This is a genomic window from Mesorhizobium sp. CCNWLY176, assembly GCF_037153935.1.
Lineage (GTDB): Bacteria > Pseudomonadota > Alphaproteobacteria > Rhizobiales > Rhizobiaceae > Mesorhizobium_M > Mesorhizobium_M zhangyense.
Window position 1 is genome coordinate 358,160 of record NZ_JBBBDZ010000002.1, and the last position, 15,493, is coordinate 373,652.

General features: G+C 61.4%; 20 protein-coding genes. All 20 read right to left on the reverse strand.

The genetic code is table 11. The annotated features are described in order from the left end of the window. Positions 1 to 37: 37 nt before the first annotated feature. The 20 genes from WBQ96_RS04605 to WBQ96_RS04700 all read right to left on the reverse strand — a co-directional run bounded on the left by WBQ96_RS04605 (position 38) and on the right by WBQ96_RS04700 (position 15,464). A complete protein-coding gene (locus WBQ96_RS04605) occupies positions 38 to 1,414 on the reverse strand; it encodes an ATP-binding protein (RefSeq protein WP_336547804.1) in 1,377 nt (458 codons plus the stop codon). A 46-nt stretch (positions 1,415 to 1,460) separates the two neighbouring features. After that, positions 1,461 to 2,126, reverse strand: coding sequence for a response regulator transcription factor (locus WBQ96_RS04610; RefSeq protein WP_091913898.1), 666 nt, complete (start codon positions 2,124 to 2,126; stop codon positions 1,461 to 1,463). Between the two features lie 80 nt (positions 2,127 to 2,206). After that, positions 2,207 to 2,512: a hypothetical protein gene (locus WBQ96_RS04615; protein WP_165115361.1), complete on the reverse strand. Its 306-nt coding sequence runs from the start codon at positions 2,510 to 2,512 to the stop codon at positions 2,207 to 2,209. A gap of 95 nt (positions 2,513 to 2,607) precedes the next feature. Continuing rightward, positions 2,608 to 2,814, reverse strand: coding sequence for a hypothetical protein (locus WBQ96_RS04620; RefSeq protein WP_336547808.1), 207 nt, complete (start codon positions 2,812 to 2,814; stop codon positions 2,608 to 2,610). Between the two features lie 34 nt (positions 2,815 to 2,848). Further along, a complete protein-coding gene (locus WBQ96_RS04625; RefSeq protein ID WP_336547810.1) occupies positions 2,849 to 6,748 on the reverse strand; it encodes a baseplate multidomain protein megatron in 3,900 nt (1,299 codons plus the stop codon). Positions 6,749 to 6,763: 15 nt separating this feature from the next. After that, entirely contained in the window at positions 6,764 to 7,213 is a 450-nt protein-coding gene (locus WBQ96_RS04630; RefSeq protein ID WP_336547813.1) for an NlpC/P60 family protein, read from the reverse strand. After that, positions 7,210 to 8,100 (reverse strand): DUF2163 domain-containing protein, encoded by an 891-nt coding sequence (locus tag WBQ96_RS04635; protein ID WP_336547815.1) that lies wholly within the window; start codon positions 8,098 to 8,100, stop codon positions 7,210 to 7,212. The genes WBQ96_RS04630 and WBQ96_RS04635 overlap by 4 nt, the downstream gene beginning before the upstream one ends. After that, positions 8,097 to 8,744, reverse strand: coding sequence for a DUF2460 domain-containing protein (locus tag WBQ96_RS04640; RefSeq protein ID WP_336547817.1), 648 nt, complete (start codon positions 8,742 to 8,744; stop codon positions 8,097 to 8,099). Before WBQ96_RS04640 ends, WBQ96_RS04635 begins: the two co-directional genes overlap by 4 nt. A gap of 8 nt (positions 8,745 to 8,752) precedes the next feature. Then, entirely contained in the window at positions 8,753 to 9,328 is a 576-nt protein-coding gene (locus WBQ96_RS04645) for a phage tail tape measure protein (RefSeq protein WP_336547819.1), read from the reverse strand. Beyond that, on the reverse strand, positions 9,313 to 9,552 hold the full coding sequence (locus tag WBQ96_RS04650; RefSeq protein ID WP_336547821.1) for a rcc01693 family protein: 240 nt from the start codon (positions 9,550 to 9,552) through the stop codon (positions 9,313 to 9,315). Before WBQ96_RS04650 ends, WBQ96_RS04645 begins: the two co-directional genes overlap by 16 nt. Next, on the reverse strand, positions 9,549 to 9,887 hold the full coding sequence (locus WBQ96_RS04655) for a gene transfer agent family protein (protein WP_336547823.1): 339 nt from the start codon (positions 9,885 to 9,887) through the stop codon (positions 9,549 to 9,551). The genes WBQ96_RS04650 and WBQ96_RS04655 overlap by 4 nt, the downstream gene beginning before the upstream one ends. Then, on the reverse strand, positions 9,884 to 10,300 hold the full coding sequence (locus tag WBQ96_RS04660; protein ID WP_336547825.1) for a phage major tail protein, TP901-1 family: 417 nt from the start codon (positions 10,298 to 10,300) through the stop codon (positions 9,884 to 9,886). The genes WBQ96_RS04655 and WBQ96_RS04660 overlap by 4 nt, the downstream gene beginning before the upstream one ends. Positions 10,301 to 10,364: 64 nt before the next feature. After that, complete coding sequence (locus WBQ96_RS04665) at positions 10,365 to 10,766, reverse strand: DUF3168 domain-containing protein (RefSeq protein ID WP_336547828.1); 402 nt, start codon at positions 10,764 to 10,766, stop codon at positions 10,365 to 10,367. Beyond that, positions 10,747 to 10,935: a hypothetical protein gene (locus WBQ96_RS04670; protein WP_336547830.1), complete on the reverse strand. Its 189-nt coding sequence runs from the start codon at positions 10,933 to 10,935 to the stop codon at positions 10,747 to 10,749. Before WBQ96_RS04670 ends, WBQ96_RS04665 begins: the two co-directional genes overlap by 20 nt. After that, positions 10,932 to 11,267, reverse strand: coding sequence for a phage head closure protein (locus tag WBQ96_RS04675; RefSeq protein ID WP_336547832.1), 336 nt, complete (start codon positions 11,265 to 11,267; stop codon positions 10,932 to 10,934). The genes WBQ96_RS04670 and WBQ96_RS04675 overlap by 4 nt, the downstream gene beginning before the upstream one ends. Next, positions 11,267 to 11,836 carry a head-tail connector protein gene (locus WBQ96_RS04680; protein ID WP_336547833.1) on the reverse strand — a complete coding sequence of 190 codons (570 nt, stop codon included), beginning with the start codon at positions 11,834 to 11,836 and terminating at the stop codon, positions 11,267 to 11,269. The genes WBQ96_RS04675 and WBQ96_RS04680 overlap by 1 nt, the downstream gene beginning before the upstream one ends. A gap of 129 nt (positions 11,837 to 11,965) precedes the next feature. Then, positions 11,966 to 13,219: a phage major capsid protein gene (locus WBQ96_RS04685; RefSeq protein WP_336547835.1), complete on the reverse strand. Its 1,254-nt coding sequence runs from the start codon at positions 13,217 to 13,219 to the stop codon at positions 11,966 to 11,968. Beyond that, positions 13,216 to 13,914, reverse strand: a complete 699-nt coding sequence (locus WBQ96_RS04690; RefSeq protein WP_336547837.1) for an HK97 family phage prohead protease — start codon at positions 13,912 to 13,914, stop codon at positions 13,216 to 13,218. Before WBQ96_RS04690 ends, WBQ96_RS04685 begins: the two co-directional genes overlap by 4 nt. Then, on the reverse strand, positions 13,898 to 14,254 hold the full coding sequence (locus WBQ96_RS04695) for a DUF6107 family protein (protein ID WP_165115329.1): 357 nt from the start codon (positions 14,252 to 14,254) through the stop codon (positions 13,898 to 13,900). Before WBQ96_RS04695 ends, WBQ96_RS04690 begins: the two co-directional genes overlap by 17 nt. Before the next feature lie 28 nt (positions 14,255 to 14,282). Next, on the reverse strand, positions 14,283 to 15,464 hold the full coding sequence (locus tag WBQ96_RS04700) for a phage portal protein (RefSeq protein ID WP_336547840.1): 1,182 nt from the start codon (positions 15,462 to 15,464) through the stop codon (positions 14,283 to 14,285). Between the last annotated feature and the right edge of the window lie 29 nt (positions 15,465 to 15,493).

The following is a 15,493-nucleotide window of genomic DNA, read 5'->3' on the forward strand; positions in this document are numbered from 1 at the left end:
TTTGGCCGCTTGCCTATGGCCGAACGGCGCATTCTTCCTATTGCACACTGCGAAGTTGAACAATGGCACAAAGACCACCCATGGCAGATCGTTCGAGCATGAGCTTGCCGCTGTATTCGTCGACGAGATCCGCAACGATCGCAAGGCCCAAACCCGAGCCTGGCTTGGTTTCGTCGAGACGCCGACCGCGTTTAAGCGCTTCGCGCGCCTTTTCCTCCGGTATGCCCGGTCCATCATCCTCGATCGTTATCGAGAACATGCCCAGCGCATCCTCGCCGTGGGTTGCCTGGTCAACCGACACGCGAACTGCGCTCTTTGCCCATTTCATGGCATTTTCCAGCAGATTGCCGACGATTTCCTCCAGGTCTTCCCGTTCGCCACCGAATACTATCTCGGATGGCGGTTCGACGAGCGTAAGCTGGTTTTCCGGCTTCAGCTTCTCCATCACCCGCACCAACCGGTGCATAACCGGGGAAATGGGCGTCCGGTAGACGACACTATCGCGTTGCGCGGCCACGCGAGCGCGCTGGAGATAGTGATCGACCTGGCTTTGCATGGCTGTCGCCTGACCGGAGATGAGCTTTCCTTTCGCTCCACCCAGAGCCCGCCCCTCGTTGATGAGTACGGCAAGCGGCGTTTTCAGCGAATGCGCCAGATTTCCGACCTGCGTGCGCGATCGCTCGACGATACGCCTATTGTTATCGATGAGCGCGTTGGTTTCGTTGGCCAGCGGTTCGATCTCGGCGGGGAACTTGCCGTCCAGTCTTTGGGCGGTCCCCTCGCGCACCATCGCCAACGCCTCACGGACCCGACCAAGCGGTCTCAGGCCCAACAGAATTGCGATCGCATTGATTGCGATCATCCCCACGCCAAACACCGAGAGATAGGTAACGAGCCGTCGTTCGAAGACGCCGATTTCATTTTCCAGTTCCGTCCGGTTACCCATGACTCGAAAGCGCGCAATCCGATTTTTCGCGTCGAGCACGAACTCGCTTTCAAACACTTCGAGGTCTTCGCCGGCGATGCCCTGGGTTTCGTAGTTGCGCTGGAAGCTGGAATTGAACGGAACTTCTTCGGCCGTCGGCGACGGAATCGGCTCCGTCATCGACAGCGAACGAAGCGAACCGCTCAGGCCGGGCGAGGCTGGCTCGACCACCCAGTACCAGCCCGAATTTGGCTCGGAAAACCGGAGATCGCCGAGATCAGGGCCACCGGTCAGAACGCCGGGCTCCGACACGCCAACAGACCCGATCAGGTTGAAGAGATGCGCAGACAGAAGGCTCTCGAAACCCCGTTCGCTCGTCTGCTGATAGAGCGTGGCGATCACCGTGTAGATGGCGATGAGAGCAAGAACCGCCCAGATGGTTGAAAAGGCGACGACGCGAAATGCCAGCGAGCGGGGTCCGACGGTCATCTGCTATGTCCGCCGGACAAAATCGATGGCTGGAGACGTCCGGGCCTCACACGCTGGGCTCACGCATGCGATAGCCCATACCGCGCACCGTCTCGATCATGTCGATGCCCATCTTCTTGCGAAGCCGGCCGACGAAGACCTCGATCGTATTGGAATCCCGATCGAAATCCTGATCGTACAGATGCTCCACCAGTTCGGTGCGCGAAACGACCTCTCCCATGTGATGCATAAGATAGGCAAGCAGCCTGAATTCGTGGGAGGTCAATTTGAGCGGCACGCCATTGACGTCCGCTTTCGAGGCCTTCGTATCGAGCCTCAACGGACCGCACGTCAATTCCGAGGAAGCGTGCCCTGCGGCCCTGCGAATGAGCGCACGCACACGCGCCAGGATTTCCTCGATATGGAAGGGCTTCGTCACATAGTCGTCGGCGCCTGCATCGATGCCGGAAACCTTGTCGCTCCAGCGGTCGCGCGCGGTGAGAATGAGCACAGGCATCTTGCGCCCATTGCGCCGCCAGCGTTCGACCACGCTGATCCCATCCATCTGCGGCAGACCGATATCGAGCACGACGGCGTCGTAGGGTTCGGTATCACCGAGGAAATGTCCTTCCTCTCCGTCGAATGCCGTGTCGACGACATATCCGGCATCGCTGAGCGCCTCTGACACCTGACGGTTCAGGTCCTTGTCATCTTCTACGACCAGTATGCGCATGATTTTATTCGCCTGTTACCGCAACCGAGGGTCAGATATAGGCCGATTCCAAGTTGTGGGGAAACAACGCAAACCGGAACTCAGTTCTGCGGAACAACGAACTCGGAACGCCGCGGCCGCTCGCCATCCTTGCCGGGCACCAGCACAACGATCACGCAGACGGCCTGACCGCCACGGGTTGCCGAGCTTGCCTTGGCAAGCGTGCCGCCATTCTGGGCCGCCACCTGCTGGCCGATCGAATAGCAGTCGGCAGCAGCCACGATCAGCGGCTGATCGCCGGAAATTTCGTCCGCTCTTGCCGGGAGCGAGGAAACCGCCGACAACAATACGCCTGAGGCGCTGAGCGCCAGGGCAGCAGACCGGAATTTTGAGCGAAGCGTTTTCATGCGTGTCGTTCTACCCAATGACTGCTGAACGTGAAATGAACGATAGATCAGCAGTATTGGAGCAGGCTGGCAAGCCTGCGACTATCCCTGTCGTTTCAGCCAATCCGGTCCCTAGCCGACAGTCGTGCAATAATGGCAACAATGCCCGCCAGTCCTGTAACAACCTGAAGTATCGTGTCCGTCAGGACAAGCTGATCGGCATCGTCGACCGAAAGGCCAATCAGTCCGGCCGTTGCGGCCATGACGGTTATCACCGACGCCCAGATCGTGCGCGAAAGATACCAGGGTTTGCTTTCGTTCATATCTTGCCTCTTTCTTTTCAGGAGAAACCGAATTCTAGTTCAGCGCAAACCGCCGGCTGGCCGGGTTGCCCCAACCAACCGCTACGCTGAGTTGCCTCACGGTCACGTCAATCTCACCCGACGCGGCACCCAGATCCGATGCGATGGAGGTTGCCGCATAAAGCCATCTCGGCTCCGAAACAGTCACGGTGCGAAGTGCAACCCCGTTCGGCCTGGCGATCTCGATCTGATACTCCTCGCGTTCTTCGCCGAGCGGAATTTCGCTCGGTGACCAGCTATCGGCATCGATGCGACCCCGCCGCACCCAAGAAATCGAGAGGTCGCCATTCGCCTGTCTTGTTGCGCGCAGATGGACTGGCGACAACGGCAACTGTGCGCGCAATCCTCCACTTGCTGATTGCGTTACAAAACTGGCGCTCGAAAAATCCGCTCCCACGGGCCCGGCGCGCCAGTTGAGAGGAAGGCCGATTTCGCTGGCCAACAGACCCGCTGCCTGAACCGCATCGTCCAGCATGACGAAACTGGCGCCGGCAGCGGCGCCGGCTTTCATCGCGTCGTTCGTTCCCAACTGACCGCGCAACAGATCGCCAAGCCGCCAGACATCGGGAGCTATCTCCTCTGCCGTCCGGAACTGCACGATCTCCCAGATACCAGCCGTCGACCTGATCGCCGCTGCATTCGCGCCGTTCAGATATTGAAGGCGGCTGACGCTGGCCACTTCCGCATCGAACAATTCAACGACGATGGAGCCTACCTGATCAACGCGCCCCTCAAATCCCGGCGCTAGTGCTTCGACCAAACGGCCGACATCGGCCGGGCGGGAAACCGATGCGCGTTGCACGAAGCCGGTCTCTTCCGGGGATACGAAGAGTAACTGGCTCTTCCAAGGCTTTTGCCAGATCGCGACCTTGAACTGATCTTGAGGCAGACCGCCGGATAAGGCAGGCAAGTCGAGGAATTCCACATGCGGCAGGCCGACGAGTTGCGCAGCCACCGGTTTTGCCTCGATCTTTGCTGATTGCCATGGCACTGGAGCCGAGCGCACTATCTGCCGCGCAGCAACCTTGCGGACCAGCCCCTCCTCTATTCCTGTGACCAGAAACTCAGAGCCGCCGGCCAAGGACGGCAGACGCACGATTGCGCTCGGAACAATGTCCACCGTTTGCGCGGCAACCGCGAAGGTCACGGTCTCACGTTCGCACCAGACACGCCGCATCCAGTCTGCCAGAAGTGCTTGGCCCTGCCCCTTTTCCAGCACGCCCGGGAACGAAACGGTCTGCTGCCGGCTGCCCGGCGCCCCGAAGCGAGTGGTTCTAACGGATGCCGCCTGGTATTCCGTCAGCGGATCTCGAAACGCGAGGATGCCTTCGACCGGCAGTTCATGGTCGGGCACGCGAACGGTTTCAACCACGGCATCCCTGTTGTTCCAGACCAATTCTTCGATCTCGACCGGCTCCGAAGCCTGCGAGCCGGCATTGCGAAAGACGAGCCGATCGGGCTCCTCGCTGACGGAAAGATCAAAGAGTTCGACGATTGGCTCCAGCACCGAACGCGCCGTAGTCGGGTCGGAGATGACATAGCCGTGAATAGTGCCATCGGCATTTGAGACTTCGGCAGGCGGGAGACCATGATCTTTCAGTATCTGGTTCACCAGAGCGCCAACGCCCGGGTTTTGAAGCCGCCCGTTCAGCCAATGGCCACGCTGCCAGTTGTCGCCATCTGACCAGATATCGGTGCGAAGCGGGAACGCCGGAAATGGCCGCGCATCCCACGCCCATAGATACATGCGCGACGGATCGACCATGCGCCCGCCATAGACCGGGGAGATCGGGTTCCTGTCATCCATGAAATCCGGCCCTGCCGGATTCCAATGCCGAAAGTGAGCATCCAGAAACCGTTGCTGTGCCAGATCCGACCGGCCGCCGTTTGAAAAATACGGCTCCGCGGTTTCAGCGGATTTAGGGTCTGGAAAGACGTTCGGCTGGTTCGGCCCCTTGTCCACCGCGGGGCAGCCGAGTTCGGTGAACCAGATCGGCTTGGAACACGGCACCCAATCGGTCGGCGTCGGGACCTCCTGTCCGGCCAGGCGATCGTAATGCGGATTGCTCCACCAGCTTACGAGATCCTTGTATCGATAAATCCACGGCTTTCCGTAGGCTCCGTCCGTGATGGGCGAGCGGGCGCGCAGCTTTCGCGCCTCATCAGAGGCATAATACCAGTCGTAACCCTCGCCGCCGGCTATAGCAGCGCTCATCCTGCCTTCGTCGTAAGGCCCTGAAAAACCGTCGGGATTTTGCGAGAAATAGTCCGAGTCATGCCAATCCGATAGCGGCATGTAGTTGTCTATGCCGATTGCATCGATGGCCGGATGCGCCCACAGAGCGTCCAGATGAAAGCAGACGTCACCGCTACCGTCGGCCGGGTGATGGCCAAAATATTCACTCCAATCGGCGCCGTAGGTGATGCTGGCGCCAGGGCCGAGGATTTCACGCGCATCGGCTGCCAACGCGCACAGCGCCTCGACGAACGGGAATTGGTCGTCTCCGTCGCGCAGCGCGGTCAGTCCGCGCAGTTCGGTTCCGATCAAGAAGGCATCGATCCCGCCGGCAGCCTGTGCCAGATGCGCGAAGTGAAGCACGAACCGTCGATATCCCCAGTCATCCGCCGATCCCGAAAACAGGATCGTCCCATCTGAAGCCGTGAACTGATTTCCTTGCGCGCTGCCGCAGAATGCCGACACCTGCGTTCGCGCCACCATCGTCTTGTCGGCGGTATCCGGCCGCATAGCAGCCGGATAGCCCGTAATCCTGCCGCGCCATGGGTAACTGGCCTGAGCAGCATCTCCATAAGGGTCCGGCAAGGTGTTTCCGGCCGCAATGTCCATCATGATGAATGGATAGAGCGTCACTTTCAGGCCACGCGCCTTGATCTCGCGGATCGCGGAGATGATGCTTCGGTCGGATGGCGTACCGCCATAGGCAGCACTCCCGTCAACCGACGACACAAGCATCGCAGCGTCGCGACTGACGCCCGAAGCCCTCCAGCTTTGGGAAAAGCCTGCCGAAAGCCGGCTGGTCACGCCCGGACGAACCTTGCAGTTCCCCGCCCGCAGATCATCGCCATACCAGGTGGCGACGAGAGCCACGCGCTCGAGATTGGGGCAAAGCATCTGGAGTTCATCGAGCGATGCCGCCAGATCCGTTCCGGCATGAAGAACATGGCGGTTCTCGGCCGCAGTCTCACCGGGTCGTTTCTGACGCGTCACCAGTTCCGCTGAAAGGCCGTATTCGGTTGCCCCGGGAATGAGCGAGATCGCCCGAACGTTTCTGGTCGTATCCCCGACCGGCCGCAGGATTTCAAACTGGAATTGCGGTATCCGGTTCCCGTATTCGCCTAGCGCAAAGCGATCGATCACAACATAGGCAAGACCGCGATAGGCTGGCGCATTGCCGCTGCCCTGCTTGGCTTCTATCAGCGGATCGACAGGCTGATCTTCGGTTCCGCGATAGATCCTGATCTCGAAATTGCTCCGGTCGATTTCGCGGCCATCCGCCCAGATACGGCGAACGCCAGCGATTTCACCTTCGCACAGCGCAAAGGCGACATTGGCGAAATAGGCGTACTCGGTGACGCGTGCCCCGCCCTTGGAGCCTTGCCGTTTCGTGGTGCGGGTTTCCTCGAAATGGGTTGCCCAGATCAAGGTACCGCCCAGGCGCGCCGCACCATAGACGCGCGGGATCGAAGCCCCCTCCTCCGCCGTGAAGGGGCGAGCGCCCGTCACGCGCGGTCCTTCCACGTTGCGGGTGCTGCCGATCAAGGCCCGGTCGATGGCATAGCCGGCCAGAGCGCCGGCGGCCGACCCAATCGCGCTTCCAACAGGACCGAGCACACCGCCAAGAAACGCCCCGGCGGCTTGCAGCAGAATGGTCGCCATAAAGGCCTCCGGAGGTCAGTTTTTCTTGGAATACTCGGGGAAGGCGAACACGCCGGCGATGCGGCGTCTCCACTGCGGCACAAGTGCCGAAACGACCACCGCGCTGCCCTGATAAGCGTGAATGAAACGATCCTGCTCGAGCAGAATTCCCGCGTGCTTTGCCGGCATATGCGGACGCCAGCGAAACAGGATCAGGTCGCCGGCCGAAAGCTCATCGACTGCTTTTTCGAAAGAATGCCGCCGTGCCGCCGAGAGCAGCAAGTCCTGCTCACCCGCCTCCGCCCAGTCCGGAGCATAGGGCCCGGGTAGCTCCGGCTCTGTCCCGTAAATCTCGCGCCAGACCCCGAGCACTAGGCCGAGACAATCGCAGCCGACGCCTTTGCGGCTGCCCTGATGGCGATAGGGCGTACCAAGCCAGCTTCGCGCCTCGGCCAAAACCGCCGCCGATATCTCTTCGGCGCTCATGGTACGACTGGACGTCCATCGAACTGGCCGCCCTCCGTGACATAGCCATAGGCGGCGTCGTTTCCAGGAAGATGCGGAAATCCACGGAAATTCAGAGAATTCGAGAACTTTGCCTTGCAGGTCGCGAAGGTCTTGTCGCAGCCGGCCTTGATCGAAAAGCTGTCACTCGAACCGATCGCAACGCCGTTTCCGGGGCGTAGCATCAACACGATACCGCGCATGTCGCATCGATGATCGTCCACCCGATCGGTTCGTCCGGCTCGCGCGCCACCCGTCCAGGTCAGGACGCCATGGGAGAACCAACCGGCCTCGAATGCTTCAAGCCCGGAAACGACAATCGTGTCGGCACCATCCAGGGATACTACCGTACCTGTTCCGCCGTATCCGGGGCGGGTGAGCAGAAATTTGCAGCGCCCGTCGCCCAGTTCGGCATCGCAGGACCGGGTCACGTAGCGCCCGTTCGGCTGATCCAGCGCATGCGTCATGCTTTCGAGCTCGGCAACAAAACGCTGGTCGCTGCGGGTGATCTTTCCGATCGTCGCCGTGCGCAACAAGGCAAAATTGCCGGGCTCGCGCCAATCGACAAGAAAAGTCTCGACTTTCGCACGATCATAAAGTCCGGCGGCAACATCCTCATCGCCGATGAGCGCGGACGACAGCGCACCCTCGATATCGACGGTGTCGACAGCCAGCCCGATCGTCTTTCTCGCTTCGCTCGCGCTGAAACCTGATTCCGGTTCAAACAAGGTTCCATCGAAGCGCAAAGCACGGTCGTGGTCCGTATAGCCGGTGACCTGCCCATCGACCCGCGTCAACCGCCAGCAGTTGCAGACGGTGGTGACCTCACGCGACAGATGTTCGGCAAGTACCTGCGGATAGATGCTCAAAGCTGCACCTCGACCATGGGAATGGACGGTATCTGCCCCGCCTTGAAGGCGGTCAGGCTCATCGACATGCGCTCTGTATCGAACCGCACTGGAACGTCGAATTCGTAGCCGGCTGTAACGGCAGCACCCGATGGCGGTATCGCATTGCCTGCAAAAACGATCTCGCCTGTTTCATCATCGAAGGTAAAGGATGCCGCCGACACCTCGACGCCAGCCACGGCGACTTTCAGTGTGCCAGGCGCGGGCTTTCGCACGAAGCGAAGATATGCCTCGTTGCCGGTCCCATAACGTTTTACCAGCGCGTATCGAGCCGCCGCGCCATTGCCGCTTCCCAATGCCTGATCCCGCGCCGACGGCGTATCAGCCGGGCGGCAGGATTTCATGTCGAACGGATCGCGAAAACGAAATGCGTGTAGCGACCCGCGCCTGGCCTCGAAGAAAACCAGCACGTCGTGAAGATCCTCCAGCGATCTCACGCCGGTCCCGGCGTCGTAGTGATGCCGTGACTGCGAGAACCGGGAATTGCGTTTTTCGCGCCCGGAGGTCAGTGCGACGATCTCGTTTCGTCTTTCGGGCCCGCCGGTCGCACCGAAGGAGATCGCAAGCGGAAACCGCACGTCGTGAAAACCGGAAAGTTCCGTCATGCTTGTCCTCAAAAAGTTCTTGCGCCGCGCGATACGGCACGCGCCAGCATGCCGGTTATCTGCGCTTCGGATTTGCGGAACGAGGCCGCGTCCTGGGCCGTGACATTGAACACGACATTGACCGGCGAGCCGCCTCCCGAAGCCGCGACCCCCAACCTGCCATCGGCCGATCTTTGCAAAGGCAGGATCGCCTCCGATCCCGCCTCTCCCATCAGGCCGATATTGCGGCCCATCGGAAAATAGCTGGGCGTGGAAACCACGCCACCGCTGGCGAACGGCACCACATGACCGGGAACACCGCCCTTGGCGAAGGGCAAAATCCCGCCAAGTCCGCCGAGCAGTCCGGAAAATAGCGATCCGGCCAGCGATTGAAGCGGCTTCAATCCTTGCTCAAGCGCCATCCCCGCCAGGTTCAACCCGACGCGGCGCAGAACATCGTCGAGCTCCCGGCCGTTGATCGCGGCGTTTTTCAGCGCTCCCGTAAGCTGGCTGCCGAAGCGGCCTGACATTTTCTCCAGATTCTCCAGCGCCGTCTGGAACGGCGTCGTGTCGGCATTTATCGAGACGATCACGTCTTCGGCCATGCTTCCTCCTGTAAGGATTTGTCGGGAAAGGCGCGCATAAGCGACGCGAGATCCTTCCGTCGCGGCGCATCGCCTCTGCTCGGCGACAGCGCGCTGATGGCGCGTTCAAACTCTCGCGGCGTCATCGACCAGAATGTCTTGGGAGAAAGCCGCAGCAGGCCGAAACCCATGGCCATGACGCGGTCCCACGGGAATTCGCTTTGTTCTGCCGCTGCGGCCTTCAAGGGTTTGGAGATGGCTCACCCTGCGCGGTGCCGAATGTCGTCGTCAGCAGATCCGAGACGATCCCCGCAAAGCCTGTCGCGCCGTTTGCGGCCTGCATCCCACCGACATCATCGTCCGATATGTCATTGCCAGCGCCGCGCAATCCCGCCCCGATGATGCGGATCATATCGAGCGCCGAAAGACGCCCGCGGGAAAACCGCTCGACCAGCGCGCCGAGATCGTCGGCTGCATAGGCGGCTTCCAGTTCTGCCAGCGCACCGAGCGTCAGGCACAGCCGATATGTCTTGCCGTCGAGTTCCGCCGCTATCTCTCCGCGCCTTCGGTTTGCCGTCATGGCGTCACCGTGAAGCTGACCGGACCTGCGGATTCGAGAGACATTTCGAATGTCACCTCGCCATCGTGGCTGCCGGTATATTCGAGCGAAGTGATCTGGAAGGCTCCCTGGACAGTCCCGAAATCCGGGACCAGAAACTGCCAGTTGGAGATTTCCCCGGCGAAGAAGCGCTGCCGGATGGTCGCGTCGGACTGCGCATCCTTGAAAATACCGGAGCCACCGATGGAGGCGCGCTGCACGCCGCTTCCGGCAAGCAGTTCGCGCCAGCGCCCGGCTGAATCGGAATCGGTGATGTCGACGGTTTCGCTGTTGAACGCGATCCGCTTGGACCTCAGGCCTGCGACAGTTACGAAACTGCCCGCTCCATTGGAGTCGAGCTTGAGAAGAAGGTCCTTGCCCTTCTGTGCGACCATGGTGGTCTCCTGATTGTTTGTTGGAAGTGTGCGGCCGCGCCGGAGCGCGAAATGCTCAGGCCGCTTATTCGGTCACCGCGCGATAGCGCAGCAAGCCGTGATGGACCGAAAGGTCCTCGTCATATCTGGCCTCGGCGAATTCGAGGCGCATGTTCACAAGGTGATGCTCGTCGAGCGCAAGCGAACCGCCGTCCAGACACGCCCTGGCGGCTTCCATGACGTCGAGCGTTTCCTTCTTGCCCTTGGCCTTCGACCAGACGTGCAGCGTGAAAAGCTGCTCGGTTCCGCTTTCGGTTCCGGTGCTCCAGTCGTAGATGCTCGTGCGCCCGAAGGTGATGTAGGGAAACGCGACATTGGCAGGAGCGTGATCGTAGATCTTGCCGCCGCCAAGAAGCACCGTCAGGGCCGGGTCGCCGCCGAGCGCGACAAAAATCGCCTTCTGCAATTCAGCGGCTGGTGCGGTCATCGTCCTGGTCCCCCATCCTTCGAGCCGCGCGATCGGGGATGTCCTCTCCGATCAACGTGGTTCGCGGTTGCGTACGGTAGCGGCGTTCGGTGTTCTCCGCCAGATCATGCGCCTTCCAGCGAAGGGAGCGCAAAAGACCGTCAAGCGTCATTGCCATCGCCACCTTCATCGACCCTCCTCCCGCACCCTGCAGACGAGATATCGACCGGTCTCGTCCGGATCGTGAACGGTGACGATATCGAACACGCGCTCCTGCCTGACGAAGCGCATGCCGCTTGCCACGCCGTCGCGCCGCCTGATCGTGACGCGATGGGTTACCGTCTCCAGCGACTGCCCTGCCCCAAAGACGCTTTGCGCCGCCACCGGCTCGACCATCGCGAAGACGGAGGCAATTTCTGCCCAGGCCTCGCCATGCCCGCCCAGACCATCGGGCGTCACAACGCATTCCTGCAACGACAACTCGGTTCTCAGTTTGCCCGGGTCGATAAAGGTTGCGTTCATCACAGCCTCCGCTCGCGATAGCCGGCAATCAGCCGGTCGTAGCCCGCCGGATAGGAAACCGGCTGATCCGCCGCCCCATAGCTGGCGCGAAACTCGTACCAATGGGCAACCAGCATCGTGACCGCGCGCTTCAACAGGTCCGGCACGTCCGTGCCGGCCTCGCCGAAACCTGCGGAAAAATCGATCTCGATGCCGTTCATCGCCCGCATCGGCTCGGGACGCCGTTCGAAATGGATGCGTGCGGGCCGCGAAAGCGTGTCGACCTGATAGTCCGCCGGATCGACCAGCGAAGCTTCTCCTTCGCTGCCGAAGACCGTCACGGAAAGGATTTCCTGCACCGGATAGCGCGCCAGCACCACGCGACCGCTGGGCGGCCAGCGATCCATAGCCAGTCGCCAGCTCTGGCTGATCATTGCAACGCCGGTTGCCCGCTCGACATCCTCGCGTGCCGCCTTGATCAACCCCGACAGCAACTCATCTTCGGTGTCGTGTGATAGGCGCAGATGGCTTTTCACCGCCGTCAGCGTCACCGGTTCGACGGCCGGATCGACCGTTCGGAAAAGCGTCATTCGCGCACCTCGTTTTCGGATTTCAAAAAGAAACGGCCCCGGCTGGAGGAACCGGGGCCGCCGCGACAATGCCAGCAGCGAGAGGGGTGGCTCGCCGCTTAACATTGTCGATCGGGAGGTCAGAAGATCTTAGTTAGTGCCGAATTTGAGCAGTTTGATCGCGTCGAAATCCTGGACGCCGCCGCCGACGCGCTTGGTCGTGTAGAACAGCACATAGGGCTTTGCGGAATAAGGATCGCGCAGCACACGAACGCCCGTGCGATCCACGATCAGATAGCCGCGGGCAAAGTCGCCAAAAGCGATCGGCGTCGCATCGGCGCCGGCATCCGGCATGTCTTCGGCTTCGACCAACGGAAAGCCCATCAGCATTGCACGCTGGCCAGGGGCAGCAGGCGGCTGCCACAGATAGTTGCCATCGGCGTCCTTAAGCTTGCGGATTGAGGCTTGCGTCTTGCGGTTCATCACCCAGTTGGCATTCTGGCGATAGCCGGCCTTCAGTGCATAGACCGTATCGATGAGGACATCGGACGGGTCGTCGGCCGGCAGTTCTCCCGTGTCGCCGGTCAGCGTGTAGCCGATCTTGCCCCAGGCCCAGTTTCCCTCGGCCACCGTCGTGTAGTCGAGAAAACCCTTGGGTTTGTTGATACCATCGCCATTGACGAAGGCAGCACCTTCCTGCTCGGCGAATGCCGCTTCGACTTCGCTCGAAATCCACTGGTCGAGATCGACCACGGCATCTTCCAGCAGCGAAGGCGTCGCGGCCGGCATGGCGTAGAGCTCCATGGTCGGGAACTGCAGTTCCGCAAGCGTCGGCGCTGCCGTCTGCGGCCGCGCCGCCGTCTCACCAACCCAGCCGACTGCCGGGCCGTTGATGGCGAATGGCTTCTTCAGGACCGCCGCAGACACCTGCCGAACCGAAGCGATCGAGCGGATCGGCGAAAGTACGGAAAGGCGCCGGCCAATTTCCATCTCGGTTTCATCAGGCACCAGATAGCCGCCGTCCTGACCGGAGCCGTAAGACATGGCCTTGGTGTCGAGGGCGCGAAGCTGGCGATCGTCACCGTTTCGCACATAGGCCTCGAACGCGCTCTTGTGTTCGCTGTATGCAAGCCGGCCGCCTTCGCGTCCAAGCACAGGGCGGACCTTCTTCAGCGAGAGATTGTCGAGGGCGCGTTTCTGCTCGTCCAGCGCCCGTGAGATGCGATCGACCTTTTCAGTCGTCACGACATCGGTGCCGCGCCGTTCGAGCTGCGCCAGCCTTTCATTGTTGCTGTCCTTGAACGCCTCGAAGGTCGTCATGAACTCGCCGAAGGCATCGGAAAGATCGAGATGCTCGCCCGAAGCCGACTTGGTTTCGAGCGCACCGCAATTGTGTGCATTCATATGAGGGATTTCCTTGTTTCGTTGATCATCCGCGTCGCCTCGCGGATCGTGGCCGCGAGGCCTGTGGGTGTTCCCGCCGCGGCATCCCGCCCGCTCACGAGATTGGCGAAGCCCTTGGCGATTACCGCCCTGGCTTCGCTCCTTGTCAGCCCCGCATCCCGCGTGAGCCAGCATTCGAATTCGCGTATTGTCGGCAGCGGGCGTCTTCGCCCCTTCACCGTTTCGATGCGCGCCTCTGGCAGCATCGGAAAGGTGACGACCGATATCTCCCAAAGATCCGCCTCGAAGATGTGGCGGATGCCGCTCGCCGAATCTTTTTTTGCGCGAACAGCGCGAAATCCTATCGACAGGCCATCCAGAGCGCCGCCACGCATGAGGCCGAGCACGTCGCGAGCCCGGCCGACATCCTTCGCCAGCCGCCCGCGAACGAACAGGCCGCGCGCATCTTCCTTCACCTCGGTCCAGACCCCGATCGGCTCGTTGGGATCATGCTGGAAAAGCATCCGGATGCCGGAGGCTCCGCGTGTCCGAAGCGATTTGGCGAAAGCGCCTCGCTCGACGATATCCTTGCCGAGATCGACCCGACCGAACAGGCTGGCATAACCGGAAAAGGAGCCGTCCGTTTCAACTTCGTCGAGCACCAGATCGACGAATTTCCGTTCGCAAAACCTTGCGGCATCATTGCCTGTCGGCATTCATCCTCTCCTGTCGTTTTTCGATGAACCGTGCGAGGCTGCTGTGCTGGAAGGCGCGCATGACGAACCCCAGCGCCCACCAGGCGCAAAGGCTCGCGATCGCCGATCCCATCAGCACGAGTTCGCCCGGCGCGATCATGTCCTGAACGCCGAGTTCGGCCGCGACCTTGAGACCGGCGGTTCCACCGAACACCAGGCCGCACACCACGCCAACCGCAAAGCGCGCCGCCGCGTCGTGCCGCCCATGCGGCAGAATATAGGCCAGCGAAATCGCCGAGCCCGCGATGGCGCCGGCTCCCTTGGCGAACCATATCCAGGCCGTCTGTGACATCTCGGTCATGATGAACCTCCTTGTTTGGAGCGAACGATCACGCCAGATCGCGCGGCTGATAACCCACCGCGTCGCGCTTCTCGTCATCGCTCAGGAATGTTGCCGCCCCCACCCGCGCCCACAGCGCATCGCGCTCTCCAGACAGCCCGTCGACCCGGTCGGCGTCGTACCAGAGCCGCAATTCCTCGCCGAACACCGGGCCAAGCCAGCCGGAAAGCTCTTTGGAAATTCGGGCCACCAAAGGCAGGATCGTCAGGCGATAAAATGCCCGGTTTGCCTCCTGGTAATTCGCATAGGTGTTGTCGCCGGGAATGCCGAGCAGCATCGGCGGTACACCGAAGGCCAGCGCGATATCGCGGCTTGCCGAGTGCTTCGCCTCGATGAAGTCCATGTCCTTCGGCGTCATGCCCATGGCCTTCCAGTCCAGCCCGCCCTCCAGCAGCAGCGGCCGGCCGGCACGAGTCGTGCCCGAATAGCCTTCCTCAAGCTCGGTCTTCAGCCGCTCGAACTGCTCGTCGGTGAGGTTGCCGCCCTCTTTCGGCGCATAGACCAGCGCGCCGGAGGGGCGCGCTGAATTGTCGAGCAGCGCCTTGTTCCAGCGTCCGGCCGCATTGTGGGTATCGAGCGCCATCAGGGCGGCCTCGAGCGGCGGAAAACCGTAGTGATCGTCCAGCGGATGGAACAGCGTCAGATGCAACGCCCCACCGCCCTGCAGGATTCCCATGGGCGCCTTTCGCTTGCCCGTCCCTTCGCGGTATTCGAGTGCTGAAGGCCATCCGGAGGCATCCGTCAAAACCGTCACGCGATCGGGCCGCAGCAGATGGAGTTCCCGCGCGCCCTCGCCGGCCTCGATCAATTCGACATAGGCGTTGCCCGCCAACAGGAGATGCCCGTAGAGCGCCTCCAGAAACGATGCGCCGGCCTGCCGCTGGTTCGGTCGCTCAAGCAGCCTCAACAGCGGATGCTCGTCGAGTTCGGCCACGCCTTCGTAAAGCAGCCACGGTATCGCGGAGGCCGTCTCGGAGATCAGCCGGACCGCCCGGTGCACCACCGGATTGCGCATGAAACCTTCGCGCGACAGCGTCGCATAGTCACGCCGTGTCCAGCGCGCTTCGCCCTGGGCGTGGATGGCGACGAAGCCACCCGGATTGCCGCTTTTGCGTTCGGGCCGCACGCTGCCGTTCCCCGCATCGCGAGGCCAGGGCCATTTCCAAGCCATATGTCCATCCTGTTTAAATTTGGGCCGTC

Bases quoted from the DNA above. Each gene is read 5' to 3' on its own strand.
- WBQ96_RS04625 (WP_336547810.1), bottom strand. From the start codon at position 6,748: ATGGCGACCATTCTGCTGCAAGCCGCCGGGGCGTTTCTTGGCGGTGTG.
- WBQ96_RS04690 (WP_336547837.1), bottom strand. From the start codon at position 13,914: ATGCCGACAGGCAATGATGCCGCAAGGTTTTGCGAACGGAAATTCGTC.
- WBQ96_RS04605 (WP_336547804.1), bottom strand. From the start codon at position 1,414: ATGACCGTCGGACCCCGCTCGCTGGCATTTCGCGTCGTCGCCTTTTCA.
- WBQ96_RS04675 (WP_336547832.1), bottom strand. From the start codon at position 11,267: ATGAACGCAACCTTTATCGACCCGGGCAAACTGAGAACCGAGTTGTCG.
- WBQ96_RS04670 (WP_336547830.1), bottom strand. From the start codon at position 10,935: ATGAAGGTGGCGATGGCAATGACGCTTGACGGTCTTTTGCGCTCCCTT.
- WBQ96_RS04615 (WP_165115361.1), bottom strand. From the start codon at position 2,512: ATGAAAACGCTTCGCTCAAAATTCCGGTCTGCTGCCCTGGCGCTCAGC.
- WBQ96_RS04620 (WP_336547808.1), bottom strand. From the start codon at position 2,814: ATGAACGAAAGCAAACCCTGGTATCTTTCGCGCACGATCTGGGCGTCG.
- WBQ96_RS04630 (WP_336547813.1), bottom strand. From the start codon at position 7,213: ATGAGCGCCGAAGAGATATCGGCGGCGGTTTTGGCCGAGGCGCGAAGC.
- WBQ96_RS04655 (WP_336547823.1), bottom strand. From the start codon at position 9,887: ATGACGGCAAACCGAAGGCGCGGAGAGATAGCGGCGGAACTCGACGGC.
- WBQ96_RS04700 (WP_336547840.1), bottom strand. From the start codon at position 15,464: ATGGCTTGGAAATGGCCCTGGCCTCGCGATGCGGGGAACGGCAGCGTG.
- WBQ96_RS04695 (WP_165115329.1), bottom strand. From the start codon at position 14,254: ATGACCGAGATGTCACAGACGGCCTGGATATGGTTCGCCAAGGGAGCC.
- WBQ96_RS04640 (WP_336547817.1), bottom strand. From the start codon at position 8,744: ATGACGGAACTTTCCGGTTTTCACGACGTGCGGTTTCCGCTTGCGATC.
- WBQ96_RS04645 (WP_336547819.1), bottom strand. From the start codon at position 9,328: ATGGCCGAAGACGTGATCGTCTCGATAAATGCCGACACGACGCCGTTC.
- WBQ96_RS04660 (WP_336547825.1), bottom strand. From the start codon at position 10,300: ATGGTCGCACAGAAGGGCAAGGACCTTCTTCTCAAGCTCGACTCCAAT.
- WBQ96_RS04680 (WP_336547833.1), bottom strand. From the start codon at position 11,836: ATGACGCTTTTCCGAACGGTCGATCCGGCCGTCGAACCGGTGACGCTG.
- WBQ96_RS04665 (WP_336547828.1), bottom strand. From the start codon at position 10,766: ATGACCGCACCAGCCGCTGAATTGCAGAAGGCGATTTTTGTCGCGCTC.
- WBQ96_RS04610 (WP_091913898.1), bottom strand. From the start codon at position 2,126: ATGCGCATACTGGTCGTAGAAGATGACAAGGACCTGAACCGTCAGGTG.
- WBQ96_RS04685 (WP_336547835.1), bottom strand. From the start codon at position 13,219: ATGAATGCACACAATTGCGGTGCGCTCGAAACCAAGTCGGCTTCGGGC.